A 14890-nucleotide genomic window follows, 5' to 3' on the forward strand; every position below is an offset into this window, starting at 1 on the left:
AGGCTATCGGTCAAGTACCCGCATGACGGAGTAGTTGCCGGTCAGCACGTTGTAGCCTCCGGTCTCCGAGTCGTACTTGCGAATGGCGACCAGGGCCCGCGTTTCGTCCTTCTCGGTGAAGCCGTTGAGGACATCGGAGCCCACATTCCGCTGCTGGAACACTCGGGCGGCCCGGACGGTGATGTAGTGCCGCACCGATTGTGGAAGCTCTGAGAAGTCCAGGAGAACGACCATATCCACGGTGATCGAGGAGCCGAACTCATACGTGTGGTTCTGGCGGTCGTAAATGCGCGTGCCCCGGAGGGTGATATCCAGGGTGGCGCTCTTGCCGCTAGGTGTGACCTCCAGGCAGTTGCCGGGGACGGTGATGTACTTCGTGAGGAGAGCCGGAGTCAGCTTGTAGTTGCGCTCAGTGTTGAACTGCCATCCAGGCGATTGCACGTCGATGGTGACTTCGCGGAGGACTGAGCGGGCGATAGCGGCATCCGCTACGGGAAGGCCATCATCCAGGGAGTTGACTGGCGACTCGCCAATGGTATTGAGCATGATGTTTACGGCATCTAGCTCGGTCGTTTGGGCGAGTGTCTTCATTTTCTAGGCACGAAAAAAAAGCCCCACACAAGGAAGTCCTTGAGTGAGGCTAGGTTGGTGGTTAGGCGGTTTTCAGCTCTACAGCGGCTGCTGGGCGGAGGATGCCGTGGCCCATGGCGTACTTGGCGACCATGAGGGTGCCTTGACGGCGGATGTCGTAGTCCGACTCCATCGCCAGGTCCATCAGCTTGACGGTGCCCACAGCGGCCTTGTGCATGACCAGGGCTGCGGTGCTGGTGGCATCTACAGCGTACTTGTCGCTGGTGCCTGCGGTCAGCGCGGTGCCGCCATTCGCAACGGTGGCGATGTTGGAACCGAACGGAGCGTGGACAGCTTTCACCAGGTTGATGCCCGCCACTTGTGGCAGTTCGCCCTTGGCATAGCTGCCTTGGCCGCCCCACAGGGAGTTCATCAGTTTGGTGTTCTGAGCCAGCATGTAGTACGCCGCTGGGGTCAGGTAGGCGTAACGCTCATCAGCCGGGATGAATTTCTCATCCAGCTTCTGCGCGGCTGCGAACAGTGCAGCTACCAGGGCTTCGCCAGTGGTATCGGTCAGCAGCGCGGAGTCAGTTACTGAACCGCCTCCAGCTTCGGTCGAGACCGGGGCCGATGCGCGGGCAGCCAGGACGCCAAGTTGCAGGATGTGCTTGTCGTAGGTGTACGACAGAGCGCGGCCCATTTCGGTCGAGTACGGACCACGGACATCGTAGTGGTTCATGGCTTCGTCGATGGAAGCGATGAAGGCGTGCGAGATGAGCAAGTCGTCGATGGTGATAACTTGCTCGTTCGCAGGAACGCTCAGGCCAGCAATCTCAGCGCCCGGAGTGTGGTACTGGGCCGAGATTTTGCCCAGGATTGGGAACTGAGCCGACTTGCCGCTGGTAATGGTGCGTACCAGGTGCTTGTCAGCGGTGACACACGACTCCTGGAAGGCAGTCAGGACTTCGCCCGAGAACACTTTCAAGAAGAGCGCTTTGGCATCGCCGCTCAGGTTTGCTTGGCCCAGGCGGGAAACATTTGCATCAGACATTGCGGGGGTGAATCCTTGAGAAAAAGTCGATGGAGCGAGCCGGGAGGAATCCCGAGGCCCGCGTTGCCACCGCGCAGGGGCGCAGTGCGGCTGGACTTTTCTGTTGCTTCTCAAGGTGCTGAGGCGGCCCGTATTAACGGCTACGGGCCAGGCCGGGTGGATCAGTTGTCAGCGACAACGGCACCGGATGCGGCGGAGGCGCTGGTGGCGCTCGCCAGGGTCGAAACAGCGGCAGATGCCACCGCCTGAATTGCATCAGCCTTGGTCACAGTGCCGTCAGCGGCGACTTCGGAGACCAGGTTTGCCAGGACTTTTGCCAGGAACGACTCAGCGTCTACGGCTACGGTTTTCAGAAAGCTCATGGGGGTGTTTCCTTTTATTGGGGTGGGTTGGTTAGGTGGACCAGGCCGGACGGCTGGGTCACGTTTGCGGCCAATGCGTAAGCACGCACGGCCCCATAAATTACGGAGCGTTTCCACAGGGGAACTCCAAGGTCGGTCATGGCCTGGAGCAAGATCCGGTCGCATTCTTTTCGGGTGATGCGAATAGGCACGCCATCCAGTTGGACGGTGAGGGTCTCGCACAGGTAGTCATGGACGATTGCCGCCTGGCCGTATGTGCCCCATGGGGGAATCAGTGACCAGAACGGACGGGGTACAGAAGCTCCATCAGTGATGAAGCCAGCGGGGACATCCACGTACCGGCCAGTCCCTTCGGGACCGATCCAGTAGCGGAAAGGCGAAGATGCCCAGTAGTCCACGCCATCCACTTCCTCCATCCACTTGATGGAGAAGTGTTCGTCGGTGAAGCCGCTCATTGTTGTTTTTCTTATTGCGGCCAGGCGTCAGAAGACGTTGGAACGGAGGAGCTTGGCCTGGACTCGGGCACGGTATGCCGGGTCACTGCGGTAGCGCTTATCGCTCATCGCCTCAGTCACCTGGGAGGTGGATTCGAAGATATCGGCTGCGGCTGCTTTGCCACCGCCAATGAGGTTTGGTTCGCTGCCAATGGCTGACCGGTACTGCGCGTTGAGGCCATTCACGGCCAGCTTCGCTTGCTCCAGGCTGCCATTTACTGCGGTGTTGAAGGCTTCGATTTGAGCCGGTGCCAGATTGGCCTTGGCCCATGTGACCAGGCTTGCGTACTCATCGGCACCGCCAGCTTCGCCCTTGATTGCGGATATGTGCTGGTCTGCCAGAGCCTGCTGGCCCGCCACATATTGGTCGACCACGCCACGCGGATAGCCCGCTTTTGCCAGGCGGTCGTAGCTTTCGGGACTCAATGCGCCCGTGCGGTCGAACTCCTGGGAGAACTCATCCAGGTCCAAGCCTTTCGACTCCAGGGCCTTGCTCGCCTCATCCGGGGTGGCCGTAGAGGGTTCGGGCTCTGCGGTCGCTGCTGGAGTCTCGGGGGCAGGTGCCTTGAGGTCGGCGTAGGCTTTCGCCAGTTGGTCCCAGGAATCGAAGCCTTCGGGCAAGCCCTCGGGGCGCTCTAAGGTTTCAGCAGGGGTCGTGATGTTGTCGCCTACCGGGCCAGCATTGGCCTTGTCGATGGCGGCAATCATTGCCTCATCATGCCCTTCGGGGGCAGACGGGTTCGGGGATACGATTTCGATGCTTTCCATTAAAGGTCTTCGAGAACGCGGCCATTAGCGAACACGCGGTATCGCTTGGCCTGGGGGTTGATGTTGAATTGAACTTGCTCTGCGCCCTCACCGAAGTATTCGATAAGGGGCTCTATTACTGCGCCCTCTTCGGGCTCTTTAGGTTTGCGCTTGGCTGCCATCGGGTTGGCCTTTCTCCATCATGCGACCAGCGGCCTGCACTGCCGGGGCTACGCCCGACTGCATTGCCTGCTGCATCTGTTGCTGTTGTTGTTCCTGCTGGACCTCTTGATCGGTCTTCACCAGGCCGTCTGTGTCGATCCCGAGGGCGGTGGCCCTTCGGGTCATGTAGTTGCCCCAGTTGATCCGGGAGGCGGCATCAGGAATCTGCATGATGGTGGAGATGAACTGGTCCAGTTTGGTCAGGTCATTGCCACGTCCAAGGGCCTCCATACCCGTCACAATGGTGGGGCTAACGGTGCCCTTGGGCAGTTCGGGGAGCTTCTTGCGGCGCTGCATCGAGAACATGATGCGGTTGACTAGCGGAAGCTGGAATTCTTGGCTGAGGATGGAGTAGACACCGCCCAAGGCGGCTTCCAATTCCCCGGCCATGTACCGAATTTCTTCGGCTGTCACACGCTCACCATTCCGCTGAATCGCGGAGTTCAGCATGAAGGCGAACTCAAGGCGCTCAGTGATGGTGTTGATGGTCTCCAGTGCCACACGGAAGTCACCGGACTTTTGAAGCTGGAGGGCCTGGACATCAGATGCCACGCCATCCACAAATTCGCCGTTCGGCGCTTCGGCCAGCTCGCTGGAGCTAGTGACCCCGTTGGGGTTCACCAGGAACAGGACCTTCGCGGAGGCTGCGGAGCCTTCCACGATGGCCTGGGAGAGACCTTCCAGGGACTTGATGTCGCCCAGGTACTCTTCCACGTAGGAGCGGCCATAGTTCTCACCGTCGATCTTGACGAATCGAATCGGGAGCCAGGCGCACTTGTCTTTCGGGTACGTGCCTCGGGAGCCGGGAACAATCTGGCCCTTGACCTCCTGATACACGTTCCAGGTCTCACCCTTGAGGGTGATGTGGGTGTAGATCGAGACGTTCTTGTTATGGTCTCGGGGGGTGTCGCCGGAGTCATCGCCAGGCTCGACTAATGACCGGGCCTCTTCTGGCAGTACCGCCAGGGAGACCTCCTCCTTGACCACGATGTCCAGGACGTTGCCCATTGGGTCACGCCGGACCACGTAGCGGTCAAGGGGGTAGAACTTCATGCCGCCCTGTTGGGGCAGGTACACAAGGCCGTTGCCGCCAACAATCAAATGCTTGAGCAACTCAAAACCAGTCACACGGATGGCGGTGGTTTCAATCTCGGTTTGCACCGCGCGCTCAATCTTCGCCAGGCCCGCTTGGACATCAGCGTGCATCTGCGGATTGCTGGTCAGCTTCTCTTCGGTGAACTCGTCGATTTCCAGGCGGAAGAACGGAGAGTTCGGAGGGAGCAAGGCCATGAGCAATTTTGCCCCGAGGTTGTTGACGCCTCGGGCGGCCACCGCTTGCCATGGGGTGTAGAACTTCGTGCCACTTGCGTGACCGGCAGGCGGGATCAGGGTGGGGATGCTGTATTTGGAACAGTCCCGCGCCCTCTGGAGGAAGGTCTCGCGGTCTGGTGCGAGCTTGGCATAAAGACTTGCGGCAAGTCCCCGTTCGGGTTCTTGCTCGGTCTTCGCCATGGGGTCTCGTTATAGAGGGATGTTCAGCCCCGAAGAGCTACTCCCGGTGGATGCTTGGGTCAGGTCGATGCGGAGGGACTTGCGCCCATTCGCTGCGGACTGAGCCTGTTGGGTGTCGGTACTTTCTGCGGTGTTGCTTGTCGCAGGCGCTGACTGCACCGTGGGTGCGGCTGGGGCAGGCGTTGGGGCCGCTACAGTCGTCTTAGGTGTGCTTGAGTGCGAACACATTAATGGGATTCCAGAACAGTGGTGTTTTGGATGTCGAAGCGGCTTCGCAGGAGTCGAATGACTTCTTGCTGTCCTTGACGGATGTTCACTTCGTTGATGGTGATGTGAGGGTCTACTGGCAGGACGTTGGGGAATCTCTTCTCCAACTCCAACAGCAGCTCACGGGGAACGTTGGGGAATCTTTCCGTTTTCACGGCTCAGTAATCCTAATGTGGCCCCACGAGAATTTTCCCGTGGGGCTACTGGTTCAGCGATCTCCCGGGTTAGGCGTGAAGGAGCTTGCTTTAGATGCTGGGGCCTTGGGAGCGACTGCAGGAGCCCGATTCTCAATCGCTCTGGCAACTTCAGCTACGGGAATGCGGTCGTAGAACGCCTGTCTTGCATAAGCCTTCTCAGTAGGTGACAGCGGCCTGCCGAGAAGGTCTTCCAACACCGCCAAAAAGCCACGCAGTAGAAGGTCCTCAACGACTTCAGCGATGTCTGCCGCTGGAGAGGCGAGTTCTACCAAAAGCTCCTCGTATTTGGTGAGTGGCCGACCCAGGGCCTTAGCGACTTCAGCGTTGGTAACTCCGGTCATATCTAACACTCCCTTGGAAAACGCCCAGTGTAAGGCAATCTAAAATGCACCGGATGCTTTTAGGTCCTCATAGTTCTCGATGCAGTGGTCGAGATAATGGCGAGCCTTCATCAAGTCTTCCTTCTCGTTCTTGGCTGTACAGCGCAGAACGTACTTCACAACATTGCCCCGGAAAAATCCGAGCTCCCAAGCCTTGATGATGTCGAACGGCTGGATTGATCGGAGGTAGTGCGTGCCGCCAACTTGTGTGAGTTGACTGGCTGGTGCTTCTGATTTGTCGGTCATGGGTACTGGTGTCCAGTTGGAGTAATCGGGGCCGCAACCCCGGCACACATTGGGTTCTGTCGAGTCGAGACGAGCGCAGGACGCGCAGTTCATCACGGGGTCCACAGCTTCACCTTCTGGTTCTTGAAGTCGTAATCCGAGGCACGAAGAATGCGGGCCACGCGGGCCTGCACCAGAGCCTCCTCTTCGCAGAGACCGGCCTTGTCGAAGGCAGCCACTACGGTGCCCCAGGTGGGGGACTTGTCCAGGAGCCGCTTGGCAGCCACGGGCCCAATACCTGGGCAGCCGGAGTAGCCGTCCGTGGTGTCGCCCATGAGGGTCTGGTAGAGGTGCCAGTAGTCGGCCTCTTCCTCGGTCACTTCGAAGAACGTGTCTGTGTTGAAGTTGTAGTGGTGGCCTGGGACCGTCTTAAAGTCCTTGTCGATGGACGCGACCACGATTTCCTCACCAAACTTTCGGGCTCGGGTCAGGAGGATGCCGCACACGTCATCGCCTTCCAGGGTGGGCTTGGAGATGGACGGGAAGGTTTCTTGAGCCCAGGCCGTGAGATGGGAGCGGAGCAACGGCTGGACGGTCTTGCTACGGTTGTGCTTGTAGGTCGGGAGAACGGTCTTGCGCCAGTTCACCTTGTCCGAGAAAACAAGAAGGGCCTCATCGGCCCCTGTCTTGTCTATCAAGTTTTGCACCATCCCGGTGAAGGTGGCTTCGCCATCCTCTTCAAATGCGTGGAGGGTCCAGAGGGCTCGTTCACCCTCCTCATCGCCTCCCCAGCGGATGGCTTTCTGGTTTACTACTGCTGCTTGGACGGATAGGACATCGGCGTCGATGATAACTCTGCGCACTCGCGAATCTCTGTCAGGTCTTCTTGGAAGATGAAGCCGTATTGGCCGAAGAGCTTCACTAAGTCAGCGCCCAGTTCCGCATCAAGCGGACGTGCCGGATACTCCAATGCGTGCTTGGTGCCGTTCACGTCGATGGTGATGGTCCAGGGTTTCAACATGGGAGTGCCTCTCTGACTGAGTGAAGTGATGGGGTCACAGGTAATCGTTTTCCCGTAGCAGGTCAAGGCCGGTGCCGGTGACACGCCACTTACGACCATACTGGCCGTGACCTTCCAGGGTGCTGAGCAAGCCCAGCGATGCCAGCGATGCTACTGCCTGGGCTTCGAAGCGAGCGAAGTCCGATTGGATTTTGAAAGGGCTCTTGAAGGCTTCGTACAGGACTTCCAGGAGAACAGGGTCTTTAGTCATTTGCGTTTACTCGTTAGTGGGTTTCGGCCCAGTTCAGGCCCATTTTTGATTCACCGGCCAGGGGGCACCGGAAGTTGAAGGCTTCACCTGCTTTCGCCACGCACGCCTCAGCCGCTTCCCGAACGATGGCCGCGATGGCTTCGTTACGGCAGGCGATCTGCACTTCGTCGTGGACCCAGGCGCAGAAGGCGTAGTCGCCATCCCAGCCGTGTTTCAGCCCACGTGCCTGGAGTTCGTCGTCCAGGAACACAAGCCACTGCTTACAGGCCAGCGCACCGGCCCCTTGCAGGAGGTAGTTGAGTGCCGCGTGGGCGGATTTGACGTGAACGTGGCGACCATCCAGGCCGACCAGGTGGCCGCGCTTGGCGGCTTCTTTCACAGCCTTGACCAGCTTTTTCAGGGCCGGGGTTTTGCGGAGGAAGGTTGCTTTCAGTTTCTTGCCAGCGGCCTTGAGCGCCTCTTCGTCCGGGTTGTCTTGCCCGTTGAAGAACACGTCCAGGAGGTGCTGGTAGTCGAGACCAAGCGCCTTGGCCTTGACAACCATGCCGAACACAATGGTCCCGACCTTTTCATCACCGGCCCCATAGAGGAAGGCGTAGATAAAGGTCTTCGCACCATCGCGGTACAGCTTGTGCAGCGTGTTGTGGTCGTCACGCTTCTCACTGGTGATGCCCATGGCCTGGACGTTGGCCCAGTGGATGTCCCCGTTGAGGAGGATGTCCACGTACTTGCCACCATCGTAGCGAGCCATGAAGTGCGCCAGGCAGCGCAGCTCCAGGCCCGAGGCATCGGCACCGACCAGAAGCCAGCCGAGAGGCACCGTGAAGAGTTCGCGGCAGTCTTTACCGTAGGGGGAGCCAGATGCCGGCACCTGAGCCACGTTCGGGTAAGCGTGAGTAGCTCGCCCAGTGGCGGCACCGTTAGGGTTCACGGAGCCGTGGATGCGGCCCTGCTTCTCCACCAGCATCCACGCCTGCTTCCCTTCGGCCAGTTGCGAGATGCGCTTGGCGACCAGGAGGTATTCCGTCAGGAGCTTGCACGGTGGGTAGCTCAGCTTGGACATTACTTCGTCGTCCACCTGGGGCTTGCCGCCCTTGGTGAACTTCTCGGGAACCCAGCCGTACAGGGCCGTCAGCCGGTCAGCGATGTGGTCCCGTGAGGACGGGTTGAACTCCACAATCTTGACTTTGGTGTACCGGACGCCCTCGGTGTACTTCTCAAACCACCCCACTTGGTTGAACGCGGGCTGGCCCTTGAGCTTCACACGGCGCTCAGTGTTGCCCCGTGGGTCTTCGATAAAGACTCGCCGGGTTTTCTTGGTGAGCACTTCGCCTGCCGGTGCGTGCCAGAACTTGAAGAACTCTTTCAGCTCGCGCTCCAGGTCGCCCCTGCGCTGCGCCAATTTGGCGTATAGGAGCGCTGCCTTCTCGCGGTTGAAGTGGAATCCGTTGCGCTCTTGGGCGGCCATGAGCCAGGCCACTCGATGTTCCAGAGCCAAGGCCCGTGCCGAGTAGTTCTTGCCAAGGATTCGCTTCCACAGTGCGGAAGTGACCACAACGTCCTGGACGCAGTAGTCGAGCATCTCTTGCGAGAACTCCAGCCACTCCATGCCGTCCACGTAGGCATCGCCCATGCGCGCCTTGAACTCGGTTGCGTACTCGCCTTTCATCAGGCGCAGGCGGTAGCCCCAGGCTTCCAAGGAGTGGGAGCCGAAGAGCTTGCCGGGGAGGACTGCTTTCTTGAGGAGGCCGGTGTCGGTGTCCTTGATGTTCGACCAGATGAGTCGGGTGCAAACAAGGGTGTCGATGACCAGCGCGGGGTTCACGATGAAGCCGGGGTACAGCTTCTGGATGACGGGAATGTCGTACTTGATGACGTTGTGGCCGCCGATGAAGCGGCCTTGGGAATGTTGCTCCTGGAGCCATTTGACTCCCATGGCGATGAGGCCAGGCGGGAATTTCTTAACGTCCCCAGTTGCCGTGTCTTCGATGACAAGGCAATGGATGACGGAGACTGCCTCCAGGAACCCATTCGTTTCGAGGTCGAACAGAAGGGGTTCTTGCATTGGTCCCCCAATCAGCAGGGGGTCGGCGTATGCCACAGCTCTCGGAAGAGCGTGCCGGTATCGGCCAGGGCATCACAAAAGCCGTGGTACAGGCCCTTGAGGGCTTCGCCCAGGATCATGATTGGAACCAGGGGCAGCGCGATCATGACTCGGGTGAGCGGGTAGCGGTTGAGCCAGAACGGGCGCAGGTCGGATTCAGTGGACACGGATTTGCTCCAGGGTGGTTTCGTCGTGGATGTACTCGGGGTACTTCTCTTGCAGGCGAGATACGCGCTTGAATGAGCGGCGTTCTTCCAGGTCGCTTTCGCAGCGGAGAATTCGGAATGCCTTGTCCCGCACGCCCTCTTCGAAGGCCGCGGAAACGTGCAGGGAGTAGCCGTCATACGTGGCGCGGGACAGGTTCAGGTCGAACGAATCGGCCAGCTCTTGCGGGGTCATGAAGTCGGCCAGGATCAACTGGACGGGCAAGCCCTGTACGTCCTGGAGGAAGTCCCAGGCACCGTGCATATCCTTGCGGCCATAAAGGGCGAGGAACGCGGGCTGCTTCACCTTCACGGTGAGTTCGGAGTCCAGCTCGTTGTGGTCAATGCTGCGCATGAACACGTCGATGTCTTTGATCGGTCGGCCCAGGAGGGCGTCCCGGATGGCACCGCCACCGATGACCGGGTGCGAGCCAGGAAACTCCCAGCGCACCAATTCCAGCGCGTCATCGAAGAGCGGCTGGAGGTGGCCCGGAAGCTTCCATTCAGGCAAGGACGAACACGACGATGAAGAGCAAGAAGAGGTAGTAGTTGGCATCACTCATCAGCCCTCCCCTTAAAAGAACGCAATGAGGCCGTGGATGGCCCCAATCGGTGGGAAGGCGATGCCGACAATGCCCAGGAGCAAAGCGTCACCACACTGGTGGAAGGTCCAGACAACGTTGTAAACCCAGCCGAAGCACAGGCAGAAAACGACAAACAGGTAGGTCAGAATCAGAGGCATGGTTTTCTCTCAGGCACAAAAAAAGGCCCGCTTGGGGCCCGTGTGGTGGTGCGTTGGGATCAGTGCTTGGTTTCGGCGCGGTAGCCAGCCACCAGGTACTCCAGAGCGGCGTTGCCGTTTTCATCGTTGCAGACGTACAGGCGCACACCGGCCACCGTTTCGCGGTGGGTGTACACAGCACGGCGCATATGGCGCGACACTGGCTCAGAAGCCAGCATCTGGCAGCGGGGGGATTCCATTACCGGGACTTCGAGATAGGGAACGCCTTGGACGAACATCCGGCGTCCATCTACCGGGCCCCCGATCATCAGTGCGGGGAATGTAGAGTTGCGCATGGGGCTCCTTACAGCCGGAAGTCTTCCAGCAATGCGTTGAGGTAGTTGCTCAGTTCGTAGCGGTTGGTGAACACGTTGCAGTCACCTTCGTTTGCCAGGCCCAGGATGTTGTCTCGGGCCCGGACGATGACTCCGTTGTCCACACGCTCAAAGCGCAGGGACAGTTCTTTCAGGCGCGGTGGCCGTTGGGCTGGAGTCGTCATGGTTTACCTGCGGGAGCGGAAGCTGGAGAAGCTACTGGTGCGGTAGCTGTAGCTGGCTCGCGGTGCCGAGTAGCTGGCTCGCGGTGCAACGTAGGCTGGGCGTGGAGCCACGTAGGCCGTACGCGGAGCCACGGTGGTCGCTCGGGTGTTGGTCGTGGTGTTGTTCACGATGGTGGTGTTATGGACAGCCGGGGCCGATGCCGAAGCACTGCCTAGAATGTGCCCCATCATCATGCCGGTGAGCATGGCGTTGGAGTTGTCCTGGACCACGACAGGGGCTGCGACCACTGGCGCCGCTTGCACGATCGGGGCAGCCTGGACAACTGGAGCGGCAACCACAGGGGCCGGAGCTTCGACTACCGGGGCCTGTACAACGGCTGGGCTGTAGCAGGAGTGGCGCTCACAGGCGGCCAGGGAAAGGACGGCCAGGGCCGCGAAGATCAACTTGCGCATGGTTCAGTCCAGGAGTTTGGAGATACGGGAGTGGATCATCGAAGCCCGGTCAGCCAGGGCGTACTGCATATCGGCGTGGTCGTGCAGATTGCAGGCGGTTTGCCGGGCCTGGCGTGCAGCTTCGCTATGGGAGGCTTCGGCCTGGCTCAGCTTGTCCAGGGTGCGCTCCAGGTCGGATACAGCGGACGCGGTGGTCTGCGGGAACACTTTTGCCAGCAGTCGTTTCAACATGGGGGTATCTCCAGTCAGAATTCGGATTCATCTTTAAAGGGTGAGGACGGCTCGGGCGCTTCGGTGAGCGAGAGCAATCCGGTGTCGCGGTCGTATGCCAGGTACAGCACTTCCCCGGTTGCTTGGCCGGTGTAGCGGTCCTTGAGGATGCGGAAGGTGGTGGTTTGGCGAACCACGGGGTCTTCGGCCTGTTGGTCACGCTCAAGGCCGAACATGAAGTAGCTCCAGAAGCCGATGGCTCGGGAGCCTTTGAAGTGGCGAATCGTTACCCGCCCGCCTTCCTCATGGGGTTTGCCCTCGGGGGTGGTCAGGTGAGAGATGAACGTGATGATGATTCCCAGCTCGTTCGCCAGGCCCGCCATCTCTTTCATGATCTGCTCAAGCGAGCCCTTCTCATCTGCGGTATCAGCCATCGCAGTGAGGTGGTCGATGTAGATAAGCTTGATGCCCTCGGAGACAGCCATGTAGCGCACCTTGCGCTTCACAATGTCCCACTCGGTTTCACCAAATGCGTCGTACATGACCAGGTTTTCGCCCAGCGCATCTACGGCTGCATCCAGCTCCTCATCGGTCCAGCCAGCGGTTTCCTTGGGAACGTGGAAGCGTCTCCCGGCGATCTTCCCGGCCACGCGCTTGGCGGTCTCGGTCGGTTTCTGCTCCAGGAAAATGGTGCCTACACGCTCGCCCAGGACTTGGATGTCGTATGCGATTTGCTGCGTGAGGAAGTCGGTCTTGCCCACACCAGTACCAGCGCCCAGCCCGTAGACTTCGCCGTAGCGGCGTCCATAAGTGAGTTGGGTGAGTGGATCAAGGAACCACGGCAAGCCCATGACCAGGGCCTTGCGAATCTCTTCGCGGAGGTCTCGGACGTTCACTACGCCATCAGGCCGGTACAGCTTGGCGTTCCAGATGGCGGTGACGATTTCCTGCTCACGGCCCGCTACCAGAAGTTCGTTGGCGTCCTTCATGGATAGCGTGGCGATCTTGCACTTGCCTGGGCTGAATAGCTCTGCGCATTCCTGCGCTGCTTCGCGGCCCGGTTCGTCCATATCGAACATGAGGATGACTTCTTCGAAGCTCTCCAGATATTCGATGTTTCGCTGGATGGCCTTGCGTGCTGCCGGAGCCCCGTTCGGGAGCGACACCACAGGCCACTTGTTGTTTTGCACCTGGGAGACAGACATCGCGTCCAGCTCGCCTTCGGTGACAACAATCTTCTTACCCCCGCTCGCCCAAAGGTTCTGGCCGAAGAGGGTCAACTTTGCACCATCGCCCAGGATGGCGAAGCCTTTATCTTGATCGCGCAGTTTTTGGGCGACCATCACACCACTGTTGTCGAAGTACGGGGCAACTTGAACTAGCCTGCCACGCACCTCACTTACGAAGTATCCGAACTTGCGGCAAGTCTCCAGGGTAAGTTTGCGCTTCATCAGCGGCTTGAATTCGCCGGAGATTAAACCTTCCATTCGTTTTATTCGCCCTCCAGTAGTAGGGGTTTCGCCATCACCGTGAACGTAATGCTCACAGGCAAAGCAATATTGGTGGTTGTCGGTGTAGATAGAGTTGGCATCACTTGAACCACAGTTTTCACAGGGCAGGTGGCGCACGAACTCACTCTCTGTTTCATGCTTTCGATTTTTCATTGGCAATAAAGAGGGCCAACCCGAAGGCCAGCCCTTTATCAGAGTTGAGTGATAGACGTGGCGGCTGCCATATCCAACTGAGGGCCCACGACTCTTATAAGTTGGCCGCTACCCACGGTTTAACGTCGAAGCTCGGGCAAGCCTTGGCTACTTTCGGGAAGTCCCGGTGGCCCTGGATTGTCGCGTTGGGGTATTTCGCTTTCAGTTCGCCCAGCAGATGCTTGAGACTTGCAAATTGCTCGGGCGTGAAGTTGTTCTCGGGGACATTAATGTCCGCCTCGGTGACTCCACCGGCCATACAGATGCCCACGGAGTTGATGTTGTGGCCCTCTACATGAGCGCCGATTTGATCCAGCTCGCGGCCCTCTTCCACCACGCCATTGCGGCGGATGACAAAGTGATAGCCGATGCACCGCCAACCTTTGGCGCGATGCCAGCGGTTGATGTCAGCGGCCCCGATGTCTTGGGATGGTCGCGTGGCGCTACAGTGAACTACCAGGTAGTCCGTCTCAGCGCGGGGTTTCGTTCCAGCGTTGTAGGTCATTATTATTTTTCTTTGCTGAGGCCCTTGATGATCGACAGGGAGGCTTCATTGACTGGCTCGTTAAGCCAGGCATGGGGAACCAACTTGTCGGCATACTGGAAGCCGTTCTTGCTGCACCAATCCGCGTAGGTGGTGGTACTGCGTTTATTTATTTTTGTTTTTGAGTTGGAGAAGACAAAGCGCACGTCAAGTTCAGGGTGCTGCGCTTTGACCAGGAGTTGCTTTTGGCGGTCCTCGGTCAAAAAGCGGCCCTTAGTTTCGACAATGATGCCGTTCGCCAGTGCGAAGTCCGGGGTGTACTTGTGAACTTTCGCAGGCCGGGTATAGGGAACTACCAGACTTTCGAAAGTGAAGCCCATGCCGACAGCCGTTAGCTGGTCTGCGGCACGTTCTTCAAGCCCGGAGCGGAACCCATACTTGAGTCCCACGTGTTCGGCATCCAGAGGCGTCTTAGAAGTCTTCTTCGTAAGTGTTGCTTTCGCCACCTTCTTCCTCTTCTTCGAACTCGTCTTTTTCTTCTTGTTCTTGTTCGGCTACGGATTCAGCGTCGAAACCGCCTTCCTCTTCACCGAAGCCGTATTCGCCAGCGGACTTGTTGCCGCCACTGCGCAGCTCGATGACCTGGACTGCGTTCAGGCGCAGCTTGATACCGGCCAGGGCGGTGCCTGGGATGAAGTAAGGGGCCACTTCAAAGCTCACCTTGCCTTCGGTGCCGCCCCAGATGTCCGGGACTTTCAGCATTGGCTTGCCCTTGGCATCGAACAAGGCTGGCTTGCGGGTCCAGACGGAGCCGTCTTTCTTCGACTTGCCCGAGGCGGCCATTTTGATGTTGAAGAACAGGCGGCCAGTCGGCTCCTCGGTCTCCTTGTCGTACTCCTCGGTGAAGAGTGGCTGCACGGTCACGTCTTTCAGCTTCTTGCGGGCTTCGATCTTGAGCTTCTTGAACTCTTCACGGCCATTCTCGATGGCGGCTTCGTGCAGCGGTTCCAGCTTCGCCAGGAGAGGCGCGGCCTCTTCTTGGGTCAGGATCAGGGTGACTTTGTACTCACCGTCCGGCTTCGGGTACTCATCGGTGCCGAAGTCGGGTTTAGTCAGTGCCGGGTAGCGGAAAATGCCACGCGGCGAGGTCATGGT

23 protein-coding genes are annotated in these 14890 nt (G+C 59.0%); all 23 read right to left on the reverse strand.

Features of this window, described 5'->3' with window-relative positions; all coding sequences use genetic code 11:
* Positions 1–3: 3 nt before the first annotated feature.
* Entirely contained in the window at positions 4–591 is a 588-nt protein-coding gene (locus tag K5H97_RS18770; protein ID WP_028692650.1) for a tail protein, read from the reverse strand.
* Positions 592–652: 61 nt separating this feature from the next.
* Entirely contained in the window at positions 653–1621 is a 969-nt protein-coding gene (locus K5H97_RS18775) for a major capsid protein (RefSeq protein ID WP_028692651.1), read from the reverse strand.
* Between the two features lie 161 nt (positions 1622–1782).
* A complete protein-coding gene (locus K5H97_RS18780; protein WP_028692652.1) occupies positions 1783–1983 on the reverse strand; it encodes a hypothetical protein in 201 nt (66 codons plus the stop codon).
* 14 nt (positions 1984–1997) lie between these two features.
* A complete protein-coding gene (locus tag K5H97_RS18785; protein WP_051555759.1) occupies positions 1998–2438 on the reverse strand; it encodes a DUF1353 domain-containing protein in 441 nt (146 codons plus the stop codon).
* Between the two features lie 27 nt (positions 2439–2465).
* Positions 2466–3245 (reverse strand): capsid assembly protein, encoded by a 780-nt coding sequence (locus K5H97_RS18790; RefSeq protein WP_028692653.1) that lies wholly within the window; start codon positions 3243–3245, stop codon positions 2466–2468.
* Between the two features lie 138 nt (positions 3246–3383).
* Positions 3384–4958, reverse strand: a complete 1575-nt coding sequence (locus tag K5H97_RS18795) for a portal protein (RefSeq protein WP_010953251.1) — start codon at positions 4956–4958, stop codon at positions 3384–3386.
* Positions 4959–5433: 475 nt separating this feature from the next.
* Positions 5434–5763: a hypothetical protein gene (locus K5H97_RS18800; protein ID WP_081791645.1), complete on the reverse strand. Its 330-nt coding sequence runs from the start codon at positions 5761–5763 to the stop codon at positions 5434–5436.
* A 39-nt stretch (positions 5764–5802) separates the two neighbouring features.
* On the reverse strand, positions 5803–6048 hold the full coding sequence (locus tag K5H97_RS18805) for a DUF3310 domain-containing protein (RefSeq protein ID WP_036986692.1): 246 nt from the start codon (positions 6046–6048) through the stop codon (positions 5803–5805).
* A 92-nt stretch (positions 6049–6140) separates the two neighbouring features.
* Positions 6141–6890 carry a hypothetical protein gene (locus tag K5H97_RS18810; protein WP_169740513.1) on the reverse strand — a complete coding sequence of 250 codons (750 nt, stop codon included), beginning with the start codon at positions 6888–6890 and terminating at the stop codon, positions 6141–6143.
* Positions 6839–7048 (reverse strand): hypothetical protein, encoded by a 210-nt coding sequence (locus K5H97_RS18815; protein WP_010953247.1) that lies wholly within the window; start codon positions 7046–7048, stop codon positions 6839–6841. The genes K5H97_RS18810 and K5H97_RS18815 overlap by 52 nt, the downstream gene beginning before the upstream one ends.
* A gap of 34 nt (positions 7049–7082) precedes the next feature.
* Positions 7083–7298, reverse strand: coding sequence for a hypothetical protein (locus tag K5H97_RS18820; RefSeq protein WP_009682626.1), 216 nt, complete (start codon positions 7296–7298; stop codon positions 7083–7085).
* A gap of 13 nt (positions 7299–7311) precedes the next feature.
* The gene (locus tag K5H97_RS18825) at positions 7312–9363 is read right to left on the reverse strand and encodes a DNA polymerase (protein WP_028692656.1); all 2052 of its coding nucleotides are present in this window, start codon (positions 9361–9363) and stop codon (positions 7312–7314) included.
* Positions 9364–9374: 11 nt separating this feature from the next.
* A complete protein-coding gene (locus K5H97_RS18830; protein ID WP_028692657.1) occupies positions 9375–9569 on the reverse strand; it encodes a hypothetical protein in 195 nt (64 codons plus the stop codon).
* Complete coding sequence (locus K5H97_RS18835; protein WP_232333238.1) at positions 9559–10116, reverse strand: nucleotidyltransferase family protein; 558 nt, start codon at positions 10114–10116, stop codon at positions 9559–9561. Before K5H97_RS18835 ends, K5H97_RS18830 begins: the two co-directional genes overlap by 11 nt.
* Positions 10117–10179: 63 nt before the next feature.
* A complete protein-coding gene (locus tag K5H97_RS18840; protein ID WP_155952727.1) occupies positions 10180–10347 on the reverse strand; it encodes a hypothetical protein in 168 nt (55 codons plus the stop codon).
* A 59-nt stretch (positions 10348–10406) separates the two neighbouring features.
* A complete protein-coding gene (locus tag K5H97_RS18845) occupies positions 10407–10682 on the reverse strand; it encodes a hypothetical protein (protein ID WP_155952728.1) in 276 nt (91 codons plus the stop codon).
* An 8-nt stretch (positions 10683–10690) separates the two neighbouring features.
* Positions 10691–10885, reverse strand: a complete 195-nt coding sequence (locus K5H97_RS18850) for a hypothetical protein (RefSeq protein WP_028692659.1) — start codon at positions 10883–10885, stop codon at positions 10691–10693.
* A 3-nt stretch (positions 10886–10888) separates the two neighbouring features.
* A complete protein-coding gene (locus K5H97_RS18855; RefSeq protein WP_051555760.1) occupies positions 10889–11338 on the reverse strand; it encodes a hypothetical protein in 450 nt (149 codons plus the stop codon).
* A 3-nt stretch (positions 11339–11341) separates the two neighbouring features.
* Entirely contained in the window at positions 11342–11569 is a 228-nt protein-coding gene (locus tag K5H97_RS18860) for a hypothetical protein (RefSeq protein ID WP_028692660.1), read from the reverse strand.
* 14 nt (positions 11570–11583) lie between these two features.
* Positions 11584–13176, reverse strand: a complete 1593-nt coding sequence (locus tag K5H97_RS18865; RefSeq protein ID WP_232853413.1) for a toprim domain-containing protein — start codon at positions 13174–13176, stop codon at positions 11584–11586.
* A gap of 130 nt (positions 13177–13306) precedes the next feature.
* Complete coding sequence (locus tag K5H97_RS18870) at positions 13307–13756, reverse strand: N-acetylmuramoyl-L-alanine amidase (protein WP_028692662.1); 450 nt, start codon at positions 13754–13756, stop codon at positions 13307–13309.
* 2 nt (positions 13757–13758) lie between these two features.
* Positions 13759–14241, reverse strand: a complete 483-nt coding sequence (locus K5H97_RS18875) for an endodeoxyribonuclease (RefSeq protein ID WP_232853414.1) — start codon at positions 14239–14241, stop codon at positions 13759–13761.
* Entirely contained in the window at positions 14207–14887 is a 681-nt protein-coding gene (locus K5H97_RS18880) for a DUF2815 domain-containing protein (protein WP_232333240.1), read from the reverse strand. The genes K5H97_RS18875 and K5H97_RS18880 overlap by 35 nt, the downstream gene beginning before the upstream one ends.
* Positions 14888–14890: the final 3 nt, after the last annotated feature.

The organism is Pseudomonas mosselii, assembly GCF_019823065.1.
Taxonomy (GTDB): domain Bacteria; phylum Pseudomonadota; class Gammaproteobacteria; order Pseudomonadales; family Pseudomonadaceae; genus Aquipseudomonas; species Aquipseudomonas mosselii.

Bases quoted from the DNA above. Each gene is read 5' to 3' on its own strand.
- K5H97_RS18770 (WP_028692650.1), bottom strand. From the start codon at position 591: ATGAAGACACTCGCCCAAACGACCGAGCTAGATGCCGTAAACATCATG.
- K5H97_RS18775 (WP_028692651.1), bottom strand. From the start codon at position 1,621: ATGTCTGATGCAAATGTTTCCCGCCTGGGCCAAGCAAACCTGAGCGGC.
- K5H97_RS18780 (WP_028692652.1), bottom strand. From the start codon at position 1,983: ATGAGCTTTCTGAAAACCGTAGCCGTAGACGCTGAGTCGTTCCTGGCA.
- K5H97_RS18785 (WP_051555759.1), bottom strand. From the start codon at position 2,438: ATGAGCGGCTTCACCGACGAACACTTCTCCATCAAGTGGATGGAGGAA.
- K5H97_RS18790 (WP_028692653.1), bottom strand. From the start codon at position 3,245: ATGGAAAGCATCGAAATCGTATCCCCGAACCCGTCTGCCCCCGAAGGG.
- K5H97_RS18795 (WP_010953251.1), bottom strand. From the start codon at position 4,958: ATGGCGAAGACCGAGCAAGAACCCGAACGGGGACTTGCCGCAAGTCTT.
- K5H97_RS18800 (WP_081791645.1), bottom strand. From the start codon at position 5,763: ATGACCGGAGTTACCAACGCTGAAGTCGCTAAGGCCCTGGGTCGGCCA.
- K5H97_RS18805 (WP_036986692.1), bottom strand. From the start codon at position 6,048: ATGACCGACAAATCAGAAGCACCAGCCAGTCAACTCACACAAGTTGGC.
- K5H97_RS18815 (WP_010953247.1), bottom strand. From the start codon at position 7,048: ATGTTGAAACCCTGGACCATCACCATCGACGTGAACGGCACCAAGCAC.
- K5H97_RS18820 (WP_009682626.1), bottom strand. From the start codon at position 7,298: ATGACTAAAGACCCTGTTCTCCTGGAAGTCCTGTACGAAGCCTTCAAG.
- K5H97_RS18825 (WP_028692656.1), bottom strand. From the start codon at position 9,363: ATGCAAGAACCCCTTCTGTTCGACCTCGAAACGAATGGGTTCCTGGAG.
- K5H97_RS18840 (WP_155952727.1), bottom strand. From the start codon at position 10,347: ATGCCTCTGATTCTGACCTACCTGTTTGTCGTTTTCTGCCTGTGCTTC.
- K5H97_RS18845 (WP_155952728.1), bottom strand. From the start codon at position 10,682: ATGCGCAACTCTACATTCCCCGCACTGATGATCGGGGGCCCGGTAGAT.
- K5H97_RS18850 (WP_028692659.1), bottom strand. From the start codon at position 10,885: ATGACGACTCCAGCCCAACGGCCACCGCGCCTGAAAGAACTGTCCCTG.
- K5H97_RS18855 (WP_051555760.1), bottom strand. From the start codon at position 11,338: ATGCGCAAGTTGATCTTCGCGGCCCTGGCCGTCCTTTCCCTGGCCGCC.
- K5H97_RS18860 (WP_028692660.1), bottom strand. From the start codon at position 11,569: ATGTTGAAACGACTGCTGGCAAAAGTGTTCCCGCAGACCACCGCGTCC.
- K5H97_RS18870 (WP_028692662.1), bottom strand. From the start codon at position 13,756: ATGACCTACAACGCTGGAACGAAACCCCGCGCTGAGACGGACTACCTG.
- K5H97_RS18880 (WP_232333240.1), bottom strand. From the start codon at position 14,887: ATGACCTCGCCGCGTGGCATTTTCCGCTACCCGGCACTGACTAAACCC.